This is a genomic window from Curvibacter sp. APW13, assembly GCF_032337135.1.
GTDB lineage: Bacteria > Pseudomonadota > Gammaproteobacteria > Burkholderiales > Burkholderiaceae_C > Allorhodoferax.
On sequence record NZ_JAVXZZ010000004.1, the window covers coordinates 228,499 to 253,810 of the forward strand.

24 protein-coding genes are annotated in these 25,312 nt (G+C 65.0%); 17 read left to right on the forward strand and 7 right to left on the reverse strand.

Annotated features, from left to right (window positions below; all coding sequences use genetic code 11):
• Positions 1 to 39: 39 nt before the first annotated feature.
• The gene (zwf, locus tag RQP54_RS16865; protein ID WP_315679595.1) at positions 40 to 1,506 is read left to right on the forward strand and encodes a glucose-6-phosphate dehydrogenase; all 1,467 of its coding nucleotides are present in this window, start codon (positions 40 to 42) and stop codon (positions 1,504 to 1,506) included.
• Positions 1,507 to 1,555: 49 nt separating this feature from the next.
• Positions 1,556 to 2,404: a MurR/RpiR family transcriptional regulator gene (locus RQP54_RS16870; RefSeq protein WP_315679596.1), complete on the forward strand. Its 849-nt coding sequence runs from the start codon at positions 1,556 to 1,558 to the stop codon at positions 2,402 to 2,404.
• Between the two features lie 82 nt (positions 2,405 to 2,486).
• On the opposite strand, the gene RQP54_RS16875 is transcribed toward RQP54_RS16870, so the two are convergent.
• Both RQP54_RS16875 and RQP54_RS16880 read right to left on the reverse strand, forming a co-directional pair.
• Complete coding sequence (locus RQP54_RS16875) at positions 2,487 to 3,653, reverse strand: porin (RefSeq protein WP_315679597.1); 1,167 nt, start codon at positions 3,651 to 3,653, stop codon at positions 2,487 to 2,489.
• 253 nt (positions 3,654 to 3,906) lie between these two features.
• Entirely contained in the window at positions 3,907 to 4,887 is a 981-nt protein-coding gene (locus RQP54_RS16880) for a porin (RefSeq protein WP_315679598.1), read from the reverse strand.
• A gap of 280 nt (positions 4,888 to 5,167) precedes the next feature.
• Between RQP54_RS16880 and coq7 the strand changes: the two genes are divergently transcribed.
• Positions 5,168 to 5,797 carry a 2-polyprenyl-3-methyl-6-methoxy-1,4-benzoquinone monooxygenase gene (coq7, locus tag RQP54_RS16885; RefSeq protein ID WP_315679599.1) on the forward strand — a complete coding sequence of 210 codons (630 nt, stop codon included), beginning with the start codon at positions 5,168 to 5,170 and terminating at the stop codon, positions 5,795 to 5,797.
• A 17-nt stretch (positions 5,798 to 5,814) separates the two neighbouring features.
• On the opposite strand, the gene RQP54_RS16890 is transcribed toward coq7, so the two are convergent.
• The gene (locus tag RQP54_RS16890) at positions 5,815 to 6,264 is read right to left on the reverse strand and encodes an OsmC family protein (RefSeq protein WP_315679600.1); all 450 of its coding nucleotides are present in this window, start codon (positions 6,262 to 6,264) and stop codon (positions 5,815 to 5,817) included.
• 75 nt (positions 6,265 to 6,339) lie between these two features.
• On the opposite strand from RQP54_RS16890, the gene ilvA reads away from it, so the two are divergent.
• Positions 6,340 to 7,959 (forward strand): threonine ammonia-lyase, biosynthetic, encoded by a 1,620-nt coding sequence (gene ilvA, locus RQP54_RS16895; RefSeq protein ID WP_315679601.1) that lies wholly within the window; start codon positions 6,340 to 6,342, stop codon positions 7,957 to 7,959.
• 53 nt (positions 7,960 to 8,012) lie between these two features.
• Here ilvA and RQP54_RS16900 read toward each other — a convergent pair whose 3' ends face one another.
• A complete protein-coding gene (locus RQP54_RS16900) occupies positions 8,013 to 8,471 on the reverse strand; it encodes a type II secretion system protein N (RefSeq protein WP_315679602.1) in 459 nt (152 codons plus the stop codon).
• Between the two features lie 48 nt (positions 8,472 to 8,519).
• On the opposite strand from RQP54_RS16900, the gene gspG reads away from it, so the two are divergent.
• From gspG to RQP54_RS16950, 10 genes are read left to right on the forward strand one after another with little or no spacing between them, the layout of a single operon-like run.
• Positions 8,520 to 8,969, forward strand: coding sequence for a type II secretion system major pseudopilin GspG (gene gspG / locus RQP54_RS16905; protein WP_315679603.1), 450 nt, complete (start codon positions 8,520 to 8,522; stop codon positions 8,967 to 8,969).
• A gap of 20 nt (positions 8,970 to 8,989) precedes the next feature.
• Positions 8,990 to 9,433: a prepilin-type N-terminal cleavage/methylation domain-containing protein gene (locus RQP54_RS16910; protein ID WP_315679604.1), complete on the forward strand. Its 444-nt coding sequence runs from the start codon at positions 8,990 to 8,992 to the stop codon at positions 9,431 to 9,433.
• Positions 9,430 to 9,792, forward strand: a complete 363-nt coding sequence (gene gspI / locus RQP54_RS16915; protein WP_315679605.1) for a type II secretion system minor pseudopilin GspI — start codon at positions 9,430 to 9,432, stop codon at positions 9,790 to 9,792. Before RQP54_RS16910 ends, gspI begins: the two co-directional genes overlap by 4 nt.
• Positions 9,792 to 10,469, forward strand: a complete 678-nt coding sequence (locus RQP54_RS16920; protein WP_315679606.1) for a type II secretion system protein J — start codon at positions 9,792 to 9,794, stop codon at positions 10,467 to 10,469. Before gspI ends, RQP54_RS16920 begins: the two co-directional genes overlap by 1 nt.
• On the forward strand, positions 10,466 to 11,449 hold the full coding sequence (gspK, locus tag RQP54_RS16925) for a type II secretion system minor pseudopilin GspK (RefSeq protein ID WP_315679607.1): 984 nt from the start codon (positions 10,466 to 10,468) through the stop codon (positions 11,447 to 11,449). Before RQP54_RS16920 ends, gspK begins: the two co-directional genes overlap by 4 nt.
• Before the next feature lie 31 nt (positions 11,450 to 11,480).
• Positions 11,481 to 12,635 (forward strand): type II secretion system protein GspL, encoded by a 1,155-nt coding sequence (gspL, locus tag RQP54_RS16930; protein ID WP_315679608.1) that lies wholly within the window; start codon positions 11,481 to 11,483, stop codon positions 12,633 to 12,635.
• Positions 12,635 to 13,111: a type II secretion system protein GspM gene (gspM, locus tag RQP54_RS16935; RefSeq protein ID WP_315679609.1), complete on the forward strand. Its 477-nt coding sequence runs from the start codon at positions 12,635 to 12,637 to the stop codon at positions 13,109 to 13,111. The genes gspL and gspM overlap by 1 nt, the downstream gene beginning before the upstream one ends.
• On the forward strand, positions 13,108 to 13,929 hold the full coding sequence (gspN, locus tag RQP54_RS16940; protein WP_315679610.1) for a type II secretion system protein N: 822 nt from the start codon (positions 13,108 to 13,110) through the stop codon (positions 13,927 to 13,929). The genes gspM and gspN overlap by 4 nt, the downstream gene beginning before the upstream one ends.
• A 4-nt stretch (positions 13,930 to 13,933) precedes the next feature.
• On the forward strand, positions 13,934 to 16,036 hold the full coding sequence (gene gspD, locus RQP54_RS16945) for a type II secretion system secretin GspD (protein WP_409997584.1): 2,103 nt from the start codon (positions 13,934 to 13,936) through the stop codon (positions 16,034 to 16,036).
• 8 nt (positions 16,037 to 16,044) lie between these two features.
• Positions 16,045 to 17,433 (forward strand): GspE/PulE family protein, encoded by a 1,389-nt coding sequence (locus RQP54_RS16950; RefSeq protein WP_315679612.1) that lies wholly within the window; start codon positions 16,045 to 16,047, stop codon positions 17,431 to 17,433.
• Positions 17,434 to 17,526: 93 nt separating this feature from the next.
• Here RQP54_RS16950 and RQP54_RS16955 read toward each other — a convergent pair whose 3' ends face one another.
• Positions 17,527 to 19,332, reverse strand: a complete 1,806-nt coding sequence (locus RQP54_RS16955) for a pre-peptidase C-terminal domain-containing protein (RefSeq protein WP_315679613.1) — start codon at positions 19,330 to 19,332, stop codon at positions 17,527 to 17,529.
• Positions 19,333 to 19,689: 357 nt separating this feature from the next.
• Between RQP54_RS16955 and RQP54_RS16960 the strand changes: the two genes are divergently transcribed.
• Both RQP54_RS16960 and trxC read left to right on the forward strand, forming a co-directional pair.
• Positions 19,690 to 21,315, forward strand: a complete 1,626-nt coding sequence (locus RQP54_RS16960) for a methyl-accepting chemotaxis protein (RefSeq protein WP_315679614.1) — start codon at positions 19,690 to 19,692, stop codon at positions 21,313 to 21,315.
• Positions 21,316 to 21,346: 31 nt separating this feature from the next.
• A complete protein-coding gene (gene trxC / locus RQP54_RS16965; RefSeq protein WP_315679615.1) occupies positions 21,347 to 21,790 on the forward strand; it encodes a thioredoxin TrxC in 444 nt (147 codons plus the stop codon).
• Between the two features lie 12 nt (positions 21,791 to 21,802).
• On the opposite strand, the gene RQP54_RS16970 is transcribed toward trxC, so the two are convergent.
• Together RQP54_RS16970 and RQP54_RS16975 are read right to left on the reverse strand one after the other, a co-directional pair.
• On the reverse strand, positions 21,803 to 22,795 hold the full coding sequence (locus RQP54_RS16970) for a lipase secretion chaperone (RefSeq protein WP_315679616.1): 993 nt from the start codon (positions 22,793 to 22,795) through the stop codon (positions 21,803 to 21,805).
• Positions 22,792 to 23,721: a triacylglycerol lipase gene (locus RQP54_RS16975; protein WP_315679617.1), complete on the reverse strand. Its 930-nt coding sequence runs from the start codon at positions 23,719 to 23,721 to the stop codon at positions 22,792 to 22,794. The genes RQP54_RS16970 and RQP54_RS16975 overlap by 4 nt, the downstream gene beginning before the upstream one ends.
• A gap of 359 nt (positions 23,722 to 24,080) precedes the next feature.
• Between RQP54_RS16975 and gspF the strand changes: the two genes are divergently transcribed.
• Positions 24,081 to 25,295: a type II secretion system inner membrane protein GspF gene (gene gspF / locus RQP54_RS16980; protein ID WP_315679618.1), complete on the forward strand. Its 1,215-nt coding sequence runs from the start codon at positions 24,081 to 24,083 to the stop codon at positions 25,293 to 25,295.
• Positions 25,296 to 25,312 lie beyond the last annotated feature (17 nt).

The following is a 25,312-nucleotide window of genomic DNA, read 5'->3' on the forward strand; positions in this document are numbered from 1 at the left end:
CAACCGTAATTTTCTTGTAACTATTGAACATCAATCAGTATGAGCTTTGATTTGGTTCTCTTTGGCGGCACGGGTGATCTGGCATGGCGCAAGCTCATGCCCGCTTTGTTTCAGGCTTTTCGCCACGGTACCTTGCCCGAGGGTGGGCGCATCATCGGCGTGGGACGTGACGACCTGAGCCACGAGCAGTACCGCGACCTGATTCGCCAACGCTTCGACAAGGTCGACCTGGCCAAACGCCCCTCCGCGGACGAATTTGCGCGCTTTGCTGCACTGCTCGAATTTGTGCGCATGGACCTGTCCAAACCCGACGACTACACCCGACTGGCACAGACCCTGCAGGAACGCCAGGCCGACACCGTGGTGATGTACGTGGCCACCGCCCCGGCGCTGTTCACCACCGTGTGCGAGCAGCTCGCAGCCAGCGGGCTTAACACGCCGCACACACGCGTGGTGCTGGAAAAGCCGCTGGGCCACGACTTGGCCTCGAACCGCGCCATCAACCAGACCGTGCGGCGCTTCTTCAGCGAGAACCAGATCTTCCGAATCGACCACTACCTGGGCAAGCCGTCGGTGCAGAACCTGTTTGCGCTGCGCTTTGGCAATGCGCTGTTCGAGCCGCTGTGGCGCCGAGAACACATTGCCAATATCCAGATCACCATGGCCGAAGACCTGGGCGTGGAAAGCCGTGGTGCCTTCTACGAAACCACGGGTGCGTTGCGTGACATGGTGCAGAACCACGCGCTGCAGCTACTGTGTGCCATTGCCATGGAACCGCCCATCAACGCCCATGCGGACGCCATCCGCGACGAGAAGCTCAAGGTGCTGCGTTCGCTCAAACCCTGGACGACCGAGTCGCTGACGCAGGACGTGGTACGCGGCCAATACAGCGCGGGTGTGAGTGGTGGCAACAAGGTCCCTGCCTACCGCGACGAACCGGGCGTGAACCCGCACAGCAACACCGAAACCTTCGTCGCGCTGCGCACCGAAATCGCCAACTGGCGTTGGGCCGGCGTGCCCTTCTACATCCGCACCGGCAAGCGCCTGGCCGGGCGCGATGCGCGCATCGTGGTCAACTTCCGCCCCACCCCACACGCCATCTTCAATACCCATGCCGGCCTGGCCAATCGCCTGGTCATCAACCTGCAACCCAAGGATGGACTGGAACTGCATCTGATGGCACAGGGGCAGGAAAACCGCAGCAGCCGCGCGGCCGCGGCGCAGAACCTGTCACCGGTGCAACTGGACCTCGACTTCGACAAGCGCTTCGGTGCCGAACGCGTCGGTGCCTACGAACGCCTGCTGCTGGACGTGATCGACGGCCGCCTGAACCTGTTCGTACGCAGCGACGAACAGGAAGAAGCCTGGCGCTGGGTCGAACCCATGATCAACCACTGGGCCACTGACAGCCAAGGCCCGCGACCCTACGCCAGCGGCACCTGGGGCCCCAGTGCATCGAGCGCCATGATCGCGCGCGACGGCTTTTGCTGGTCGGAAGAGAACTGACATGCACCGCCGCTCCTGCGCGCTGAACCACCTTTAGGAAGGAGCACCCATGCTCGACCGTATCAAGGCTTCCCTGCCCTCCCTGGCGCCCGCGGAGCAGCGTGTAGGCAAACTCTGCCTGGCCGATCCACGCGAATTCGCGCGCATGCCGGTCAGCGAACTCGCCGACCGGGCCCACGTGAGCAAGCCCACCGTGGTGCGCTTTTGCCGCAGCGTGGGCTACGACGGCTTGGCCGACTTCAAACTCAAGTTGGCCGGCACGGTCAACGAAGGCGTGCCCTTCATCCACCGCAGCGTGGACGCCGACGACAAGACCGGCGATGTGGCGGTCAAGGTCATCGACAACACCGTGGCGGCCTTCCTGAAATACCGCAACGACGTGTCCACCGCGGCCATCGACAAGGCCGTGGAGAAGCTCGTCGACGCCTACCATGGCGGGCACCAGATCCAGTTCTTTGGCGTGGGCAATTCGGGCATCGTGGCCCAGGATGCCCAGCACAAGTTCTTCCGCTTAGGGATAAATTCCGTGGCCTACAGCGATGGGCACATGCAGGTCATGAGCGCAACGCTCCTGCGGCCAGGCGACTGTGTGGTGGTGATCAGCAACTCGGGCCGCACCCGCGACCTGATGGATTCGTGCGACATCGCCCGCAAGAACGGCGCCACCACCATCGTCATCACCGCTAGCGGCTCGCCCCTGGCCAGTGCCGGCGACATCCACCTCAGCGCCGACCACCCCGAGGGCTTCGACCGCTACAGCCCCATGGTCTCCCGCCTGCTGCACCTCACCATCATCGACATCCTAGCCACCTGCGTGGCCCTGCGCATAGGCGGCGGCAAGCTGCAGCCGCTGCTGCAAGAGATGAAGCAGAACTTGCGCAGCAAACGGTATGCCTGACTACCCAAAAAAAAAGCGACCGCATCTCTGCAGTCGCTTTTTTGATCACTAAACAAACCGGCCAAAGGCCGATGATCAAACTTTAGAAGTTGTGAACCAACAAAATGCTTGTTTCTGAAGCGCGGTCGCCATAGCCAAACTTACCAGCTTGGGTCATGTCGCCTCCGTTAAATGCGGCGCCATCAAAAGACTCAAACTGCTCGTACCCGCTCTTGACCCAGCTCGCATAACGCACCAACACATTGGTTCGCTTAGACAGGTTGTACTTGGCCCCGAGGCTGAATCCATTGGCAGAACCATCGGCTTGTTGCATGATGCTTTTCAACGTAGCGCTACCACTGAAAGCAGAAAGCGGCGTATCAGCCACGCCCGACACGGTTGAAAGCGCATAGGTCGCACCGAACGTCCAAGCACCCATAGGGAAGGACGCACCAAGCAGGATATCCTGTACCTTAGGCCCAACACTTGCCGTCGCCTGTTGGTACCCCACACCAAATTTAGCGAACCCAGCGTCATATCCAAACTGGAAGTTGTAGACGTTGTCTTTCGTCAGCGAGTCAGCAGTAGTGATACTTGTCTTGTTGGTGTTGTCGTATGAACGATAGGCACCTACGATCTCCATCGCACCCGAAGAATAGGCCAGAGCAACATCTGACGTGCGTTGACCAACTGCGGAAGCACCTGCATTCCCCTGAAAGCCAAGGCCTAATCCTTTGGAGGCGCTACTCTCTGAAAGTTTATAAATAAAGATAACGGGGCCAATGGGCGCGGCGTAGCTAATGAAGTCACTGCTTGACTTGATCTGGAAAAGCTTCCCGTCCATGTCAATCACTGGGGCATCGGCGCTGGGAATACCTGCATGCACTGCCGCGCCTTCGGTCGAACCCATTTGAATGCGCCCAAAGGATGTATTTGTATAGGACAGGGTTGCGTCTCGACCGGTCACAGCACCTGAGCTGGTGGTGTTTGACTCGCCAGAGCGGTCGGCACCAGCAAAAGCCATATTCGCTTCGACCGTTTGACCTCCGCCCAAGTCTTCCTTTGCAGTCACGTTGATTTGGGATGTATCCACGCCCAAACCAGCTGATTCTGCGCCACCCGCGTAAGTCGTACCAGTGGCAGCAAACGCATTGCGATTGGATGCCTTGGAGGCCTTATAACCCATGGCCAGACTGCCTGTGATTGAGACTTGGGCAAAAGAAGCACTGCTAAAGGCCAATACAGCCAATGCAACGATCGATTTATTCATAGCTTGTCCTAAATAGATATTAACGTCCGGCGCGCAATGGACGCCGCCGACCTGTCTCCTCGAATTCGTCAAGTTTTCAAGGCATATCAATTGAAACAGAATCGATACAAATCGAAAACAAAAAATTGTACGATCGTGCCTATTAACGACAAAACAGCGAAGGCTCGTAGTTTCGCAGCAACAAAAAAGCCCGCGCTTTTCGGCGCGGGCTTTTTGTATCTCGAATTCAATGCTGGCTTACACCAGCCTCAAATTAGAAATCCTTGACCAGCAGAACGTTGTACTGGCTGGAAGCGTTGGCAGCGCCAACGGAAGCATCCCAACGAGCGTAGTTGGCAACCACGTAAGTGGTCTTGCTCATGTTGTACTGAGCGTTCAGGCTGTAGCCACCGCGGGAACCGTTGGTCAGAACGGTGGAGTCATCCACACGACGGTTAGCCAGTTGAGCACCCAGAGTCAGAGCACCCATGGGAACCTTGATGGCGACCAGAGAGTCGGTAACCTTTTGCTTGCCGGTGGTGGAAGCTTGGGTCAAGCCAGCGCCCAGTTGCACAGAGCCCAGATCGTAAGAACCGGACAAACGCAGTTGGTCCTTAGACAGAGCGTCGGTGTTGTCACCGCGGCTGTCGAATTGGAGCCATTGGCCGTCGACCACCAGAGCGCCGGAAGCGTACTTACCAGCGATCACGTTCAGACGCTGGCCGGTAGCCACGCCGTCACCGGTTTGACCAGCGCCAATACCTTGCAGACCAGCGGACTCTTGGGTAGACAGGGTCAGGGTGAAAGCGCCAACAGGCAGAATGTAGGACAGGGTGTCGCGGTTAGAACGGGCAGAGAACACCTTGTTATCGAAACCGTTCCAGTACACGCCCAGACCAGCAACGCCGCCGGACAGGTAGTCAGCAGCCTTGGCAGAGCCCAGAACGAAAGCACCGACATTGGTGGTCAGGGTCAGGGTGGCGTTACGGCCACGGACGGAACCGTCGCCAGATTCGCCAGAACGGTCAGCACCGGCCAAAGACATGGAAGCAGCAATCTTGGTACCGCCGCCCAGATCTTCGTTCGCGTTGAACCACAGTTGGGAGGTATCAACACCCAGACCACCTGCGTCGGCAGTGGTAGCGCCACCGGTGGTGGTAGCTTGGTAACCCATAGCCAGTTCACCAGTGATAGTAACTTGAGCGAAAGCGCCGGTGGCAGCCAGAGCGGCCAGAGCAACGAGAGTCTTTTTCATGTAGAAATCTCCAAGGTTAAACAAAGGGCACCGGTCCGATGTCTCGGTACCCAGGGCCAACCTCCTAGTTCAGGAAGTTGGGTGTATTCCACCAGACGAATGCCCCGATGGCAAAGAAAAGGGGCAAAAAAACCGGATTCAGGCGCTTTTACGTTGCATGGCTGCAACAAGCAGTTACCTTGCCTGACAAAGCAGCGCAGCGGTAGACTCCAACGCGGCCCTCGCTCGGAAACAGAGGGTTTACCCTGATTCAATCAACACCCTCTGGAAGTCGCCCCGCATGGACGCCCTGTTCCACACTTTCGACACCGCGCTACGCACGCTTTTTGCACCGCACCACAGTGCCCACGCGACGCCCCAGGCCAATGCGCCGAGCGCCGAAATGAGCGATGAAGAGAAGCGCCACGCCGCGGCCCTGATGCGGGTGAACCACGTGGGGGAAGTCTGCGCCCAGGCGCTGTACACGGCGCAGGCCTACGCCACCAGCAACCCCAAATTGCGAGAACATTTCACCCAGGCCTGCATCGAAGAAACCGACCACCTGGCCTGGACGGAGCAACGTCTGGCCGAACTGGGCTCGCGCACCAGCCTGCTGAACCCCCTGTGGTACGCGGGCGCTTTTGGTATTGGCTTGGTGGCGGGCAAGCTGGGGGATGCGGTGAGCTTGGGTTTCGTCGTGGAAACGGAAAAGCAGGTCGGCGCACACCTGCAGAGTCACCTCGATGCCGCCAACGGCGGACTACCGGAGGGCGATCAGGCCTCGCGTGCCATCGTGTCGCAGATGTACGACGACGAAATCAGGCATGCGGACAACGCGACCGCGTCGGGCGCCATGGAACTCCCCACACCGGTCAAGAAGCTAATGCACGCCGCGGGCAAGGTGATGACCACCGTCGCCCACCACATCTAAACGAAACGCAGCCGAACTCAGGCCTCTACCACCTCAAAGCTGGTGGTGATCTCTGCCGTCTTGCCCAGCATCACGCTGGCCGAGCAGTATTTCTCGTGGCTCAGGGCAATGGCGCGCTCCACGGCGGCAGCGGGTACCCCCTTGCCGGTCACCGTGAAGTGCATGTTGATCTTGGTGAACACCTTGGGCTCGGTACTGGCACGCTCGGCGCTGAGCTTGACCGTGCAACCCCGCACCTGGTGGCGGCCGCGGCGCAGGATCAGCACCACGTCGTAGGCGGTGCAGCCGCCGGTACCTGCCAGCAGCAGCTCCATGGGGCGGGCCGCCAGGTTCTGCCCCCCCATTTCGGGTTTGTCGGCATCGGGCGCGCCGTCCATGGCGACGATGTGGCCACTACCGGTTTCCGCCACGAAACCCATGCCCGAGCGGGTGTTGAGGGCGCCGGTCCAGCTGACGGTGCATTCCATGGATCAATCCTTTCAAGACACTCCGCGCGGAGCAAAATTTTGTGAACCTATAATGGGATCAGGAGTTTAACCGCGATGCCTTCCACACCCGCCACAGCCGCTCTCACCCCGGCCGATTACCTCAAGAAGATCCTGACTGCCCGCGTCTACGACGTGGCCGTCGAGAGCGCGCTCGAACCCGCACGCGCCCTGAGCAAGCGGCTGCACAACAGCGTGCTCCTGAAACGCGAGGACCAGCAGCCGGTGCGCAGCTTCAAGCTGCGCGGTGCCTACAACAAGATGGCGCATCTGGACCCGGAGAGCCTGCAGAAGGGCGTGATCTGCGCCTCGGCCGGCAACCACGCACAAGGCGTGGCCCTGAGCGCCACCAAGCTCGGCACCCGGGCGGTCATCGTCATGCCCACCACCACCCCGCAGGTCAAGGTGGACGCTGTGCGCGGTTTCGGTGGCGAAGTGGTGCTGTTTGGCGAGAGCTATTCCGACGCCTACGGCCATGCGCTGGCGCTGCAGAAGAAGGAAGGACTAACCTTCGTCCATCCATTCGATGACCCGGACGTAATCGCCGGCCAAGGCACCATCGCCATGGAACTGCTGCGCCAGGTGCAGACGCTGGGTGCAGACAAGGCCGCCAAGGCCGGACAGAAGGGTCGGGGCAAGGGTGCTCCGCTGCTCGATGCGGTGTTCGTGGCCATTGGCGGTGGCGGGCTGATTGCCGGCGTGTCGAACTACATCAAGGCCGTGGACCCGCGTATCAAGGTCATCGGCGTGCAGATGAACGATTCCGACGCCATGATCCAGTCGGTCAAGGCCGGCGCGCGCGTCACCCTGCCCGACGTGGGCCTGTTTTCCGACGGCACGGCCGTAAAGCTGGTGGGTGAGGAAACCTACCGTGTGGCCAAGGGCTTGGTGGACGACTACATCACCGTCGACACCGACGCGGTCTGTGCCGCCATCAAGGACATCTTTGTCGACACCCGCTCCATCGTCGAGCCGGCTGGCGCCCTGGCCGTGGCGGCGATCAAGCAGTACGTGGCCACGCACAAGACCAAGGGTGAAAGCTACGCGGCCATCCTGTGCGGTGCCAACATGAACTTCGACCGCCTGCGCTTCGTGGCCGAGCGCGCCGAGGTGGGCGAGGAGCGCGAAGCGCTGTTTGCGGTGACCATTCCCGAGGAGCGCGGCAGCTTCAAGCGCTTTTGCGAACTCATCGGCAACCTGCCCGGCGGTGCCCGCAACGTGACCGAATTCAACTACCGCATGAGCGATGCCCAAAAGGCGCACGTGTTTGTGGGCCTGAGCACCCACGGCAAGGGCGAGTCGGCCAAGATTGCCGCCAACTTCGGGCGCCATGGCTTCGACGCGCTCGACCTGACCCATGACGAACTGGCCAAGGAGCACATCCGCCACATGGTCGGGGGCTATTCGCCGCTGGCGAATGACGAGCGTCTGCTGCGTTTCGTCTTCCCCGAGCGCCCGGGCGCGCTGCTGAAGTTCCTGAGCCTGATGCGACCGGGCTGGAACATCAGCCTGTTCCACTACCGCAACCAGGGCGCCGACTATGGCCGCATCCTGGTGGGCCTGCAGGTGCCGGACAAGGACGACAAGGCCTTTGCCAAGTTCCTGGAGACGCTGGACTACCCCTACGTGGAAGAAACCGCCAACCCGGTATACCGGATGTTCCTGCAGCGCAGCTGAGGCACCACGTCGCTACGACTTTCGTAGCTGCATGCGCAATACCTGCGTGGGCCTCAGGGTGTTTTGACCAGCAAAGCCGCCGGCGCAGGCAGCTCCAGCACCGATTCACCGGCACCGCTGGTACTGCGCAGCACCGCGCGGCGCGGCGCCACAGACGCCAGCACCCAGCCCTCGCCCACCGCCGCGCCCACCGCCACCGGCTTGGGCGGTTTGCCGTCCACGGCAATGAGGGCCGCGCCTTGCGCCCCCCGATCCGCTACGACCCCCACCAGCACCAGGCTGCTGGGCGCCTGCGTCGCGGGGGTTGCCGCGCCCGCCGCACCAGCCCCCAGCGCCTGCGCCACCAGTTGCGCATCCACCTGGAGCGGCAGTTCTGGCGCCACCGCCGCGGCGGCAGGTGCCACCAGCGCGCGCAACTTCAACCCCCAGGCCACGGCACTGGCCATGGCCAAGCCTGCGAACGCGAAGGCACTGATGCGCGCGGGCCAGGAGGATGTGGGGGAGAACGACATGCGCCGCATTATCATGGAAGCTTTACCTCCCCCGCCACTGTCCCTGCCATGAAACGTTCCCCCGCTGCCTTCACCGTTCTGCGCCGCTCCCTGCAACGCGGCTTCACGCTGATCGAACTCATGGTGGTACTGGTCATCATCGGGGTGCTGGCCGCACTCATCGTGCCCAACGTGCTGGACCGCGCCGACGATGCACGGGTGACGGCAGCCAAGACCGACATCGGCAACCTGATGCAGGCGCTCAAGCTCTACAAGCTCGACAACCAGCGCTTCCCCACCGCCGAGCAGGGGCTGCAGGCCCTGCTTGCCAAGCCCAGCACCGGCCCCGCACCCGCCAACTGGCGCCCTTACGTGGAAAAGCTGCCCAACGACCCCTGGGGCCGCCCTTACGTCTACATGAACCCCGGCGTCAAGGGCGAGGTCGATGTGCTGTCCTTCGGGGCCGACGGTCAGAGCGGCGGCGAAGGCAACAACGCCGACATCGGCAGCTGGCAATAACTCCGTTGCACCACTGGGCCATGCGCCAGCGCTTTTCCGGCTTCACCTTGCTGGAGCTGCTGGTAGTGGTCGCGCTCATCGCCGTCGGCACTGTGGGCGTGGGCCTGGCCCTGCGCGACAGCGGGCAGGCTGCGCTGGAGGCCCAGGCCCAGGCCCTGGCCGCGCTGCTGGAAAGCGGCCGCGCCCAATCGCGCGCCACCGGCGTGCCCGTCCGCTGGAAGCCCGTTCCCGGCGGGTTCGAATGGGTGGGACTGGACAACAGCGGTCCGGACGCCCTGCCGACCACCTGGCGTACCGAGGGCATCCAGGCCCAGGTAGCCGCGCCACTGCTGCTGGGGCCAGAGCCCCTGATTGGCGCGCAGTCGGTCCAACTGTGGCGCGCCGAGCAACCCCAGCAACGCATCACGGTGGCGACCAACGGCGTAGGCCCTTTTGCCATCGTGTACAACGAAAGCAAGCCATGAGCCGGCAGCGCAACAGTGGCTTCACCCTGGTCGAAGTGCTGGTGGCGCTGGGCATCGTGGCCATCGCGCTGCTGGCTGGTCTGCAGGCGAGTGCGGCCCTGGGCACCAACGCCGAACGCCAGGCCGACCGCGTGCTGGCCACGCTGTGCGCGCAGAACGCCCTGGCGCAGATCCGCCTGGCCCGCCAGTTGCCCGACGTGGGCGAAAATACGGCGGCTTGCGCCCAGGCCGGGCGCACGCTCGAACTGCAACTGCGCGTCCAGCCCACGCCCAACCCGAACTTCCGTCGCGTCGATGCACGGCTGGAACGCGAGGGCCAGTACATCCTGCAGCTAAGCACCGTGGTGGGGCGCTACTGATGCAACAGCGTCGCGCCCGTGGTTTCACCCTGGTCGAGGTGCTGGTGGCCCTGGCCATCCTGGCACTGCTGGGCACCATGGCCTGGCGCGCGGTCCACACCATGACCGAGACCAGCCAACGCACCCAGGCCCACACCGATGCCGTGTGGACCGTGGACGCCGCCCTGGGCCAATGGAATGCCGACCTGGACGCAATCCAGGAAGCCCCGTTCGTCACCCCGCTGGAGTGGGACGCCCGGGCACTGCGACTGACCCGCCGCCCCGCGGCCGACCCCAGTGGCGGCCTGGTGGTGGTGGCCTGGACACGCGGCGAGCGCAACAGTCAGACCCAGTGGCTGCGCTGGCAATCGGCGCCCGTGTTCACGCGCCAGCAATGGAGCACGGCCTGGGCCGCGGCGGGCCAGTGGGCCCAGAGCCCCACCGACACGCTGCGCGCCGCCGAGGTCGCCCTGGTGCCGCTGGCAGGCTGGCAGCTCTACTACTTTCGCGGCGGCACCTGGAGCAACCCCCTGTCCTCCGCCGGCATCGCGCCCGGCGCCCAGGTACCCAACGCCAGCAACACGCCACTGCCCGACGGTGTGCGCCTGGTGCTGGAGGTGGCCGCACCGCACCCGCTGGCCGGCACGCTCACGCGCGACTGGGCCCGGCCCGTCACCCTGCTCGGAGTCACCCCGTGAGTTCGCGCAGGCACCAGCGCGGCGCCGCCATCCTGCTGGCCATGCTGATCGTGGCGCTGGTGGCCGCGCTCAGTGCCGGCGCGGTGTGGCGCCAGTGGCGCAACATTGCGGTGCAGAGTGCCGAACAGCAGCGCCTGCAGGCCGCGTGGATCTTGCAGGGCACCACCGATTGGGCCCGCCTGCTGCTGCGCGAGGACGCCCGCGAAGGCGCGGTGGACCACCTGGGGGAACCCTGGGCCGTGCCGCTGGCCGAAGCCCGACTCTCCACCTTCCTTGCATCCGGCCAAGGTGCCACCGACACCAGCACCGACCTGCCGGAAGCCTTCCTGTCCGGGCGCATGCAGGACCTGCAGGCGCGCCTGAACGTGACCAGCCTGCTCGACGGCACCAGCCTGCACGCCCCCACCGTGCGGGCCTTCACAAGGCTATGGCGCGCCCTGGCTCTGCCCGAGGCCGAACTGCTGGCCCTGACCAGCCAGCTGCAGCGCAGTGCCCAGGAGCCGGCCGCCACACCGGCTGGCGGCGGCGATGCACCGCTCTCGCCCCGCAGCGTCGCCCAGTTGCAGTGGCTCGGTCTGTCCGCCGCCACCGTGCAGCGGCTCGCGCCCTACGTGGCGGTGCTGCCCGAACGCACACCGGTCAACCTGAACACGGCGCCCCCCATCGTGCTGCACGCGGTGATCGACAAGCTGGCCTTGGTCGATGCGCAGCGCCTGGCCAGTGCGCGCAGCCAGAAGTATTTCCGCAGCCTCTCCGACGTGACCCAGGCATTGGGCGGTGGCGAGTGGGTACTGGAAGATGCCCAGCACGGCGTCAACAGCCGCTATTTCGAGGTCGTGGGGCAGATGCGGCTGCAGAACCTGCGCGTGCTGGAACGCTCGCTGGTGCAACGCGACGGACTCAGTGTGCGCGTGCTTTCCAGCGAGCGGCTGGCACCTGCTGGCACTGGTGTTAACCAGAGTGCCGCAAGCACACCCTGACACCTACAATGCCCGGCTGCCTTCCGCTGTCATGACCGTATCCCTCATTCCCCTGCGCCTGGAAACCGGCACTGTCGCCCTGGTGCCCGGCCACTGCATTTCCTGGCACCGTGTGCAGCTGCCGCGCGGCGTGCTGCCACGCACGCTCGCCGCCGACCCTATGGGGCCGCGCCTGCGCAGCGTGCTCGAAGGCCTGCTTGAGGAACACCTGCTCGACGAACCCGCCACATTGCACATGGCGCTGCAGGCGCAGCCCCAAGCGGACACCCCCGTGTGGGTGGCCGTATGCGACCACGGCACCCTGGCCCAGGGCATGCAGCAGCTGGCGGCGCAAGGCCACATCGCCCAGCGCCTGGTGCCCGAATGGGCCCCTGGACGTGGCGAGGATGCCAGCGCGTTGTGGCTTACCGGCACCCAGGATGCACCCGTGGCGCACTGGTGCGACGACGAAGGCGTGCATGCCTGGCCCCTGCCGCCCCAGCAGCAGCACGCCAGCTCCTGGCCCACGGCGGTGCTGCGCCAGCGCGACCGGGGTGGGCCGGTCTATGCCGACCCGGCCTTGGCCGCGTGGGCCGAGCAGGCGCTGGAGCGGCCGGTGTCGGTACTGTCCACCCATGAACGCCTGGAGCAGACCGCCCGAACCAGTACCTGGAACCTGGCCCAGGGCCGCCTGAGCCTGCGCCAGCCCTGGCCCGTTCAGCTGCGCCAGACCCTGGCGCAGCTGTGGCAGGACCCGGCCTGGCGCCCGGCACGCTGGGCCGCTGGCTTGCTGGTACTGGTGCAGCTCGTGGCCCTGAACGCGGCCGCCTGGCAAGCCAAACGCCAGGAAGCGCAGCTCAAGACCGCCATTGCCAGCACGCTGACCAGCACCTTCCCGTCGGTCCAGGTGGTGGTGGATGCACCGGTGCAGATGCAACGTGCGGTCGCTGCCCTGCAGCAGGGCAGCGGTGCCCCCACCCCACGCGACCTGGACGCCATGCTCCAGGCCGTGCAGCAGAACATGCCGCCAGCCCAGGCAGGAAAAGCGCCAACAGCTATTCATTTCGAAGCAGGCCAGTTGCGCCTGGGTGGGCTGGCCTGGACCGAGTCCGACCTGCAGCCACTGCAGCAGGGCCTGCGCAGCCAGGGCCTGCAGTTGCGCCGCGACGGCGATGACTGGATGCTCAACACCCAAGGAACACCCTGATGCCCCACGCCCTGCTCTCCTGGTGGCGCCAGCGCGATCCGCGCGAACAGACCCTGCTGGCCCTGGCCGGTGCCGTGCTGGCCCTGGCGCTGGTGTGGATGCTGGCCCTGGCACCGGCGCTCAAGACCCTGCGCCAGCACGATGCCCGCGTGGCCGAGCTGCAAGGCACGCTGTCCCGCATGCAGGCCTTGCAGGCCCAGGCGCAGGCCCTGCAAGCCCAAGCCGGCAGCGCCATCGATGCCAACCTGGCCCAACAAGCACTGCAGCAGCAGACCACGGCACTGCTGGGCAAGCAGGCGGACCTGTCGCTGCGCGCCGGTGGGGCCAGCGTGACGCTGCGCACGGTCACCCCCGCAGCGTTGGCGCGCTGGCTGACCAGTGTTCGCGCCGAAGCCCATGCCAAGGTCGAACTGGCGCGCCTGCAGCGCAGCGGCGAGGGCTGGAGCGGCACCGTGCAACTGAGCCTGCCCCAATGACCATGCTGCATGCCGCATCGCCAGCCCGCAGCCGCACGGCCACTGCGGCCCCTTGGGGCTGGAGCGGCTTGGGTGCCCTGGCGGGTGCCTTGGTGGCTCTGGCGCTGTGGGCGCCAGCCCGCTGGCTGGCCGATGCGCTGACCTGGGCCAGTGGCGCCCGTGTGCAGTGGGTGCAGGCCCAGGGCACGGTGTGGAACGGTGCGGCCCAGCTGGTGCTGAGCTCGGGCGAAGCCAGTGCCGTGACCAGCGCCCTGCCAGGCGCCGTGCAGTGGACGCTGCGCCCGCGCTGGAACGGCTTGCGCCTGACGCTGCAGGCCAGCTGCTGCATGGATACGCCCTGGGCCTGGGAGCTGCAGGCCAGCAGCGCCGGGCTGACGCTGCAGGCCGACGCCCTGCGCGCCGACACCACCCATTTCCCGGCCCAGGTACTCACCGGGCTCGGCACGCCCTGGAACACCCTGCAATTGCGCGGAACCCTGTCGCTGTCGGCGCAGGACCTGGCCCTGACGGTGCGACGCGATGGCTGGAACCTGGCGGGCCAAGCCGGGGTCGAGGCCTGGGGCCTGGGCACCGCCCTGTCTACTTTGCAGCCCGTGGGCAGCTACCGCCTGCAGTTGCTGGGCGGCACCGAACCGCGCACGGTACTGAGCACGCTGGCCGGGCCGCTGCAGCTGTCGGGACAGGGGCAGCTGGACCAGGGGCGCTGGCGCTTCACCGGCGAGGCCCGGACCGACGAGGCCTCGCAGGGTGCACTGGGCAACCTTCTGAACATCATCGGACGCCGCGAAGGTGCGCGCTCCGTCATCACCGTGGGCTGAGACCATGCCAACGACACATTCTTTCGTCCGCACCGCAGTCGCTACGCATTTGCTAGCGACCTACGCAATGATTACGGGGGCTGCAGGCTTATTTGCCACACAAACCTGGGCGCAGCCGGCGGCAGTGCAGCCCGCACCCAAGCGCGGCGAGCCGGTAACGCTGAACTTCAGCAATGCCGAGATCGAGGCCGTGGCACGCACCATGGCCGTGCTGACCGGCCGCAACGTGGTGGTGGACCCACGCGTCAAGGGCCAGCTTACGCTCAACACCGAAGCCCCGGTGAGCCCGGCCGTGGCCTACCAGCAGTTCGTGGCCGCGCTGCGCCTGCAGGGCTTTGCCGTGGTGGCCGCAGAAGGGCTGGACAAGGTGGTGCCCGAGGCCGACGCCAAGCTGCACAGCGGCACCGTGGCCAGCATCGACGGCGGCAGCACCGCCACCCCAGCCGGCAACCAGCTCGTCACGCAGATCATCCGCCTGCAGTTCGAGAACGCCAACAACCTCGTCACGGTGCTGCGCCCGCTCGTCAGCCCGAACAACCCCATCAACGTGAACCCGGGCAACAACTCCCTGGTCATCACCGACTACGCCGACAACCTCAAGCGCGTGGCCCGCATCGTGGCCGCGCTGGACGTGCCCAACGCTACCGACCTAGAAATCATTCCGCTCAAGAACGCCATTGCCAGCGACCTCGCCCCGCTGGTGCAGCGCCTGGTGGAAAGCGGCGGCTCCGTCGGCGGCGCCCCGGCAGCGGGCAGCGTGGACACCGGTTTCAAGACCACGCTGATGGCCGAGCCGCGCTCCAACAGCATCATCCTGCGCGCCTCCAACCAGGCCCGCCTGGCGCTGGCCAAGTCCCTCATCGAGAAGCTGGACCAACCCAGCCACGGCGGCAACGGCGCAGCCGGCAACATGTACGTGGTGTACCTGAAGAACGCCAATGCCACGGCGCTGGCCAACACCCTGCGCGCTGCCATGAGCGCCGATGGCAAGACCGCGGTGGCCAGCCCCGGCACGGCGACAGCCGGTGGCGCAGCCGGCGCAGCGGCACCGGCCACCACCACTGGCGGCCAGATCCAGGCCGACACCGCCACCAACGCCCTCATCATCACCGCCAGTGAGCCGCAGTACCGGCAATTGCGCGCGGTCATCGACAAGCTCGACGCGCGCCGCGCCCAGGTGTTCGTGGAAAGCCTGATCGCCGAGGTCAGCGCCGACAAGGCGGCCGAGTTCGGCATCCAGTGGCAAGGCGCCCTGGGCAAGGCGGGCGACGGCACCGTGGGCCTGCTGGGCACCAACTTCGGCACGGCGGGCAAGAACATCATCAACCTGGCCACCCAGGGCGCGGCCGGCACCGTAGCGCCAGCGCGCGGCGTGAATATCGGTGCCGCGTCCCAGACCAACGGCGTCTATGTGCTGGGCTTTCTGGCCCGCTTCCTCGAAGAAAGCGGCAGCGGCAACGTGCTCTCCACGCCCAACCTGCTCACGCTGGACAACGAGGAAGCCAAGATCGTCATCGGCCAGAACGTGCCCTTCGTGACCGGCCAGTTCACCAACACCGGCGGCGGAAGCGGCGGCGCGGTCAACCCGTTCCAGACCATCGAGCGCAAGGACGTGGGCCTGACGCTCAAGGTCAAGCCCCAGATCAGCGAGAACGGCACCGTCAAACTCGCCATCTACCAGGAAGTGTCGAGCGTGCTGGCCTCCACCACCACCGCCACCAACGGCCCCACCACCAACAAGCGCACCATCGAGTCGAACGTGCTGGTGGAAGACGGTGCCGTGGTCGTGCTCGGCGGCCTGCTGCAGGACGAATACGGCGGCAACCAGGAAAAGGTGCCAGGCCTGGGCGACCTGCCCTTCTTCGGCAACCTGTTCAAGAGCGAATCGCGCAGCCGCAAGAAGACCAACCTGATGGTGTTCCTGCGGCCCGTGGTGCTGCGTGACGCCAACAGCACGGTGCAGTTCTCGGCCGACCGCTACGAGCAGATGCGCACCAAGCAGATCGACGCCCAGCCCGTGGAGAGCACCCTGGTGCCAATCAACGAGGCGCCGGTGATGCTGCAGTTGGATCGCAAGTCGCCAACGGCCCCCGCTACCCAGCCCTGAGCGCGCGCATGGCCTACCCCCTGCCCTACGCCTTTGCCCGGACGCACGAGCTGCTGCTCGACGAACAGCCCAGCGGCAGCACCCTGTGGCTGCATGGCACCACCTCGGCCCAGGCCGTCAGCGAAGTGGTGCGCAAGCACCGCCCGGAGCGCTTCGACACGCTGGAGCGTGAAGCACTGCTGCAGCGCATCAGCCAGGCCTATGCCCAGGGAGAATCCAGCGCCGCCACCGTGGTGAGCGAGGTACAGGGCGACGCCGACTTCTCGCGTCTGATGCAGGAACTGCCGGCCGTCGAAGACCTGCTCGAAACCTCGGACGATGCCCCCATCATCCGCATGCTCAACGCGCTGCTGACCCAGGCCGCACGCGATGGTGCCAGCGACATCCACATCGAGCCCTTCGAGCGCCACTCGGTGGTGCGTTTCCGCGTCGATGGCGGCCTGCGCGAGGTGGTGCAGACGCACCGCGCGCTGCACGCCGCACTGATCTCGCGCCTGAAGATCATGGCCGACCTCGACATCTCCGAAAAGCGCCTGCCGCAGGACGGGCGCATCAGCTTGCGCATCGGCACCCGCGCGGTGGACGTGCGCGTGAGCACCCTGCCCAGTGCCCATGGCGAGCGCGCCGTGCTGCGCCTGCTGGACAAGAGCGCCAACCAGATCAGCCTGGCTTCGGTGGGCATGCAAGGCGAAGTGCTGCAGCGCTTCGAGGGCCTGGTGGCCCAGCCCCACGGCATCGTGCTCGTCACCGGCCCCACGGGTTCGGGCAAGACCACCACGCTCTACGCCTCGCTGTCCAAGCTGGACGCCACACGCCAGAACATCATGACGGTGGAAGACCCCATCGAGTACGAGCTGCCGGGCGTGGGGCAAACGCAGGTGAACGCCAAGATCGACCTCACCTTTGCCAAGGCCCTGCGCGCCATCCTGCGCCAGGACCCGGACGTGGTGATGATCGGCGAGATCCGCGACTTCGAGACCGCGCAGATCGCCATCCAGGCCTCGCTCACCGGCCACCTGGTGCTCGCTACCCTGCACACCAACGACGCCGCCAGCGCGGTGACCCGCCTCATGGACATGGGCGTGGAGCCCTTCCTGTTGAGTTCATCCTTGCGCGGCGTGCTGGCCCAGCGCCTAGTGCGCAAAACCTGTGCGGCTTGCTCTGGTGTGGGCTGCGAAGCCTGCGGCCACACCGGCTACCAAGGCCGCACCGGCGTGTTCGAGCTGCTGGTGGTGGACGAGGCCATATCCGCCCTGATCCACGAACGCGCCCCGGAAGCCGACATCCGCGCGGCCGGTCTGGCCGGCGGCATGGTGCTGATGCGCGACGACGGCGAGCGCCTGGTGCAGAACGGCGTGACCACCCGCGAGGAACTGATGCGGGTGGTGCGGGACTGAACTGCACTGCGCAGCCCCACGGGCTAAACGCCAACTTCCCGCCAATGAAAAACGGCACCCGAAGGTGCCGTTGCTTGCCGGTTCAGTGCCGTATCACTGCACGTCCAGCCGGGCTTTCATGATGGTGTAGGGACCGCTATAGCTTCCCGTCGCGTTCTTGTAGGCCTTGGTAGTGGCATCGCGCTTGAATGTCAGCTTGAAGGACGATGGGTTGTATTTGTCAGAGGGTGCGTTGCCGATACTGTCTATCGGGCTCTGGTCGCCCAGGTGGGTGAACACCTTGGTGGTATTGCCCAAGCCATTGGCGTCCACTGCAAAGATGTCATTCGAATCCAGGTAGCTGCTGTACTGGTAGCCGACACCGGTCGATCCGATCAGCAGTGACTTGGTGGTGGTGATGGAGCGGTCACTGAACCTGAACGTATCGCCCGCCGTCAGGTAGGAAAGCACGATGCCGCTCGCCGTGAGCTTGCTGCCTGTGGGGAAGGTGTTGGCAGTCTTTTCCGCCACGTACACCCCATTGGCACCGTAGACCGTGGCGACATCGCCATTGAAGAACAGGGCCGTGTTCTCGTTGATGCCGTAGGCGACATCCGGGCCGATGTTCTTGAGTGCATTGATCATGCGACCCAGGCGCCCGGTCGCGGACTTGCGGGTATCGAAGTGGGTTTCGACATTGGCGTTGGGGATGAAACCCAGGCCCTTGATCTTGGCCCCGTAGTCGGGATTGCTGGGCAGGGTGGTGCACGAGGGCTGGGGCGTCGACGGCGGGTTGATCGACTCCCCACCCACCGGTGCGCGGTAGGGGCAATCGGCAATGTTGATGCTGGCCAGGGTGTTCTGGTTCAGGTAGCCCAGGCTGATGCCTTCACCGTACGAGGTGGCGGGCGCAATGGCGGTACCGGCCGAGTCCCCGGCATAGATCAGTGCCCCGGCTTTCTGGCGTGCACGGATGGCCGCCATCAGGGGGGTGTCGGAACCATCGTCCTTGAGGAGGGTGCGGGCCACGCGGAACTGGTCCCCACCAATGATGTAGACCACATCGGCCTGGTTCACGATCGCGATGTTGGCCTGCCCCTGCGTGCTCGTGTCATAGGAGTTGGAGGCATAGGTGTCGTGGTGACTCAGGACGTGCTTGGGCGAAAAGCCGTGGCGCTGGAACAGGTTGTAGTAGGACCAGGACACGGCCCCCGTGGTCGCATTGACCAGGTCGTTGTTGAACTTGTCTACCCCTTGCAGCGACGAATTGGCAGACGCCGTGATGACCGCGATGCGCGGGCAGGGCGTGGTGGCCCAGTCGGTTGAGCAGTTGGCCGTGCTGTTGATGTTCGGTGTCACGCCGGTATTGCGCCCCGTGGCATTGCGCAGGCCATTGACGAACACTGCCGTATTGGTCTGATCCATGCCGCCGCCGTTGAGCCAGACCTTGCCCGTCACCGGTGCAAACCCGGAGCCACCGCCGCCGGTGCTGCCGTTGGGGTAGGTCACATTGACGGTATAGCTGCCGGAGCCGGTGTAGCTCTTGACCCGCAGGTAGTAGGTGCCGGCCGACGGCGCGCTGTAGCTACCGACTTCCGGGTTGCTGGTGGTGGACTTGTAGGCCACATAGCTGCCTGTCAGCGAGGGGTACAGGTACCAGTCAAAGTCGTTGCTGCTGCCGTGCGACACGCTGATGGTGATCGTCCCCGGGCCGGTGACGTCGAACTTGTACCAGTCGAGATCACTGGTACTGCTCAGGCTGGCACTGATGGCCGTCCCCGAACAGACGGAACCATTGGCGGTATCTGCCGTGTTGTTGCTCTCGGTCTCAGTGGTGCGGCAGGTCTGCGCTCCCACCCATGGTGCCGCCGACAACAGCGCCCCCATGAGCAATACCCCCACGACGTTGCTTCGTTTCATCTTGTCTCCAGTCCGGCCGGTGCCGGTGATGTCATCCGTTTGTGAAGACCCTGGGCCATAGCGCTTCAGGGTCGCCCGACTCGCCCCAACTTCGGACGAAGTTGGACAAATCCTTTCACTGAAATTTTTTAACATCTTTTTAGAAGTACACGAAAATTTCAATGCAGGTGAAATTTAGAGTGAAATCAAAATTGCAAAAACAGGGTTTTCCCGCACATTTTCTAGGGAAAACATGGAAAAGAATGGCGTCACCGACGCGCAAATCGGCAAACCCGGCCGAGACGCAGACACCATAATGATGGAAATTATTCTTTCACAAACCCATTTTTTGCACTTGCCGCAGGAGCCCGTTCCGTCATGACCCGTTTCAAGATTTCCCAACGCCTGACCTTCCTGGTCAGCATCCTGTCCGCCATGCTGATCGCCGGAGCAGCCATCGGCCTGTATGGAATCTCCCGCACCGCCGAGGCACTGAACACGGTCTACGCCGACCGCACCGTCGCGCTCGGGCAGCTCGCTGACCTGAGCCGAATCGCCAACCGCAATGCCCTGCTGCTGTCCATGGCCCAGGGCGACACCATGGGCGTGAACGCCCCCGGCTACCTCAAGGAGGTGGAAGAGAACACGGAGGTCGCCGAGCGCCAGTGGAATGCCTACCGTCTGACCGAACTGACCGAACAGGAGCGGGCACTGGCCGCCGCCTATGGAGACCTGTGGGATGCCTACAAGAAGACCGGCATGACACCGACCACCCACGCCATCCGGGAAGGAAAGCTCAGCACCGCCCAGACCATGCTGGCCGAAACCGTGACCCCCATGACGACCCGGCTGAACAATGCGATGCAACCCCTGCTGCAATTGCAGATGGACGTGGCCAAGGCCGAGTACGACGCAGCGGTCACCCGCTACACCATCATCCGCAACCTCGCCATCGGCTCGCTGGGCATCGCCCTGCCCCTGGTGGCCTGGTTTGCCTTCGTGATGATCCGCAACCTCTCGCGCTCGCTCAATGAGGCCGCCCGTCTGGCCCAGGCCGTGGCACAGGGTGACCTGACCTTGAAGATCGAATCCGAGGGCAAGGATGAGATCGCCACCATGATGACCGCGCTCAAGGCCATGAGCGACTCGCTGGTGGGCCTGGTCTCCTCGGTACGCCAGGGCAGCGAATCCGTCGCCATGGCCTCCGCCGAAATCGCCCAGGGCAACAACGACCTCTCCGCCCGCACCGAGCAGCAGGCTGCTGCCATTGAGGAAACCAACGCTTCCATGGCCGAACTCGGCGGCACCGTGAACCAGAACGCCGACGCCGCCCGCCAGGCCAACCAGCTCGCCACCAACGCATCGAGCGTCGCCGTCCAGGGCGGTGAAGTCGTCGGCCGGGTCGTCGACACCATGAAGGACATCAACGACTCCAGCCGCAAGATCGCCGACATCATCTCGGTGATTGACGGCATCGCCTTCCAGACCAACATCCTGGCGCTGAACGCGGCGGTGGAAGCCGCGCGTGCCGGCGAACAGGGCCGTGGCTTTGCGGTGGTGGCCTCCGAAGTGCGCGCCCTGGCCGGACGCAGTGCCGAAGCCGCCAAGGAAATCAAGGCCCTGATCACTGCCAGTGTGGAAAAGGTCGAACACGGCACCACCCTGGTGGACCAGGCCGGTAGCACCATGACCGAAGTCGTGGCCTCGATCCAGCGCGTCACCGACATCATGGGCGAGATCAGCGCCGCTTCCAACGAACAGAGCTTGGGCGTGAGCCAGATCAGCGAGGCCATCGGCTCCATGGACCAGACCACGCAGCAGAACGCGGCCCTGGTGGAAGAGATGGCCGCTGCGGCATCGAGCCTGAAGTCCCAGGCGCAGGAGCTGGTGCAGACCGTGGCGGTGTTCAAGCTCGCCGAGGGCGCCGAAGCCACGCTGACGAATCGCCGCCTTCCTGGCGGGCTGAAGACGCTGTCAGCCCCGAACTACGTCGATCAGTCTTGAAACTTCCAATCCGCCCCATACCTGCCAGGGTATGAATTCCACCGCCCCCCACATCGTCTGCCCGCACTGCCACACCACCAACCGCGTCCAGGTGCAACACCTGGGCAGCGCGCCGACCTGCGGCAGCTGCAAGCAGCCGCTGTTCACGGGCGCGCCCATTGCGCTGGATGCTGAAGGCTTTGCGCGCCATGTGCGCAACAGCCACCTGCCGGTGCTGGTGGATTTCTGGGCGCCCTGGTGCGGGCCCTGCCGCATGATGGCGCCGCACTTTGCGCAGGCAGCCCAGCAGTTGGAGCCGCATTACCAACTGGTCAAGCTCGACACCGAGGCGCACCCCGAGATCGGTAGCCAGTTCAATATCCGCAGCATCCCCACACTGGCGCTGTTCGTCGGCGGTCGGGAGGTAGCACGCCAACCCGGTGCCATGGGGGCAGCGGACATCGTGCGCTGGGCCCGCCAGCACACGCCGCGTTGACTCCCGTTCAAGCTAGTTTTCGTAGGCCGCCAGCCGCGGTATCTCGGCCGGGCTGAAGCGCGACTGCTGCAGCTGCGCCAGTGCGGCGTCCCGCTCGCCGCTGCTGCTGTTGGCATTGGCCTGCAGCACCCGCTGGCGTTCACGTTGGTAGTCGGCAATGCGGGTCTGCCATTCACGTTCCTCACGGTCCACTACCGCCAGCCGCTGCGCTGCTTCGGGGTTGAGCGCCTTGGCGCGCAGGGCAAATACCTGCGCATCGGTGCCGCCTTGGGCGCGCAGCGCAGCCACCTGGTTTTCCAGGTTGATGATCTGGCGCGGCGCCTCGCGCTCGGCCTTCACGGCCGCTGGCATGGCGGCGTCGAGCACCGCCAGCCGCTCGCGCTTCTGGGCTTCGCTCAAGGTCGGATTCTGGTGAACTTCGAGCCGCGCGATGGCATCGCGGTCGTAGGCATCGTCGAAGCCGAACATGGCCTCGTTCTCAACCGGCGTGAAGAATCGGGGCCGCAGCGCCAGCATGCCCTCGAAACGCTGGCGGATCGCCTCCACCCCCTGCCCCTGCGCAGCCGGTGCCTTGTCCAGGGCCACCAGCGCTTCCTTGTAGGCCAGGTACTTGCGCAGCAAGACCTTGGCAGCACCCGCCTGCGTTTGCGGCAGCTGGGCCTGGATTTCCTGGTCGATACGCGCCACGATGGCAGCCAGCCCCTGTTCGCCCAGCCCGCTGAGGAAGTAGTCGAACATGCGCCGCAGTTCGGCATAGGGCAAGCCCCCGCCCAGCGCCGACAGGGTCTTGCCCTGGCCCCACAGGCGCAGGTCACCGTCCGGCACCGTGCCCTCGTGCGAACGCACCAAGGCGCCGTCTGCGCCGGGGCGCAGCACCACCTCGGATTCAGCGGACGATGGCGACGGCCACTGCCACCACGCCACCAGCCCCACACCCAGAAAGAAGGCGACCGCGCCCCATCGCTGGGTGGCCGTCGCCTGGCTCCAAAGTGCTTCGAGCTTCACAGCCCCGCGTTCTTGAGGCGATTGGCCTGCTGGCGGAACAGGGTCACCGGGCTGGTTTCGAACAGGTTGGTCAGGCCCACGGTCTGGTTCACTTCGTCCAGGTGGTTCAGGGCGTAGTCGTTGCGGATGACGCGGCCCAGGTTGGTGGCGCAGCTGGCCACCAGGCCGTCGTTCTTGGCACCACCAAAAGCCAGGCCGGTCAATGCGAGCGCGGGGTCGGCAATGTCCAGCACATTGGTGTAGGTCTTGCCGCCGCTCCAGGAGTAGTAGGCCACGCCATTCACGCTGTAGGCACCTTCGCCGCAGGCCGTGGTGGGCACGCCTTGGGGGTGGCGACTGTTGAAGGCCGCAGTGCCGGCGGTGGACAGGGACTTGGCCGCTTCGATGGACTTTTGCGGGTAGCCGGAACCACCGCCAGACAGGAAGCTGATGATCGTGCCCAAGCCGTCAGCCACGGACGTAATGACCGCACGCGACAGCGAGCCGGGAGGCGCAATGCCCAAAATGATGTCAGCCACTGCCGAGCCCTTGTTCACGCCGCCGATGGACGTGGCCGAGGCCACCAGATCGGGCCGGACCGAGGCCACGTAGCGGATGGTGGGGCCGCCATGGCTGTGGCCCATGAGGTTGACCTTGGAGGCGCCGGTGGCGGCCAGGATCTGCTTCACCTGGGTCAGCAGCTGCTCGCCGCGCACCTCGGTGCTGTTGGCCGCAGACACCTGCACGGTATAGACCTTGGCACCGTCGGCACGCAGGGCCGAGGGAATGCCGTAGAAATACTCCACTGGCCCGATGTTGTCGAAACCGAACAAGCCATGCACCAGCACGATGGGGTACTTGGTCTGGGTGTAGGTGCCCGCCTGCACGGGTGCCATGACGACCGCCACGCACAGCGCAGCAATGGCCTTGATGAAACTCAGCTTCATATCCGTATCCTGTCTAAAGGGCATCGGATGGGCATGCGTCCTCGGCGGGCTCTTTCACGCAGCGCCCCCTTGGGGTCTGCAGCGTCCCGCATCGCATCCGTACCGATCACCGTGGAGCTGCCGTCACGTCGGGCGGCTCCGGGTTAATGAAAAATCAAACCATCGGAAAAGAATGCGACCTCTTGGGTGGGGGCGGTGTCGCGGCGCGACGCGCTGTCTGGACTGTGGTGGAGCCGTCAGCGGTCTTCAATAGCACGGTCGTGCTAATGTGCGAAATTGTATTTTTGAGCGCGAATCGCATGCTATTGGGGTAAACCCCGTGCACGTTTTTGTACGTCATCTGCCGCTACCATCGCGCCATGCCCGCCTTTTCCTACGAGGCCCTGGACGCCCAGGGCCAGTCCCGCACCGGCACCATCGACGCCGACAGCCCAAAGGCCGCGCGCGGCCTGCTGCGCGGCCAGCAGCTGGTGCCGCTCAAGGTGCAGGCACTGGGTGTCGCAGCCGAACCCGGTACACCCACCCGCTCCCGCACGCGGGCCTTCAGCCCGGCCCAGCGCGCGGTCTGGACGCGCCAGCTGGCCGGCCTGGTGAGCGCCGGCCTGCCGCTGGAGCGCGCCTTGTCGTCGCTGGCCGACGAAGCCGAGACACCGGCCCAGCGCGATGTGGTGGCCGCCATCCGCTCCGAAGTGAATGCCGGCGTGGCACTCGGTGCGGCCATGGCCCAGCACCCCAAGGAATTTCCGCCCATTGACGTGGGCGTGGTGAGTGCGGGCGAGCACAGCGGCCAACTGGGCCTGGTGCTGGAGCGCCTGGCCGACGAGCTGGAGGAACAGCAGGCCCTGCGCGCCAAGCTGCTCGGCGCCGCCCTCTACCCCGCCATCGTGAGTGCCGTAGCGCTGCTCATCGTCATATTCCTGCTGGCCTATGTGGTGCCGCAGGTGGCCAATGTGTTTGCGGGCTCCAAGCGGGCATTGCCGCTGCTCACGCAGGTCATGCTGGGCGTCAGCAGCGTCGTGCGCAACCAGGGCTGGATCATTCTGATCGCTATGGTTTTGGTAGCTGTTGGCGCACGTTTTGCTTGGGCCAGCGAGCGATTTCGCATCCAGTTCGATGCCTGGCTGCTGGGCACACCGCTGGTGGGCCGCCTCATGCGCGGCTATAACGCGGCACGCTTTTCCAGCACCCTGGCCATGCTCACGGCCGCGGGCGTGCCCATCCTGAAAGCCTTGCAGGCCGCCGCAGAAACCCTGTCCAACCGGGCCCTGCGCGAAGACGCCCTGGCGGCCCTGGTGCTGGTGCGAGAAGGTGCGCCGCTGGCCAGCGCGCTGGCCCACAAGCAGCGCTTTCCGGCGCTCATCGCCATGTTCGCGCGCCTGGGCGAGCAGACCGGCCAACTGCCGCAGATGCTCGACCGCGCCGCCAACCAGCTGCGCGCCGATGTGCAGCGCCGCGCCATGCAACTCGCCACCCTGCTGGAGCCCTTGCTGATCGTCGGCATGGGCGTGGTGGTCATGCTCATCGTGCTGGCGGTGCTGCTGCCCATCATCCAACTGAATCAACTGGTGAAATGAAGCCCCCACGCTCCACC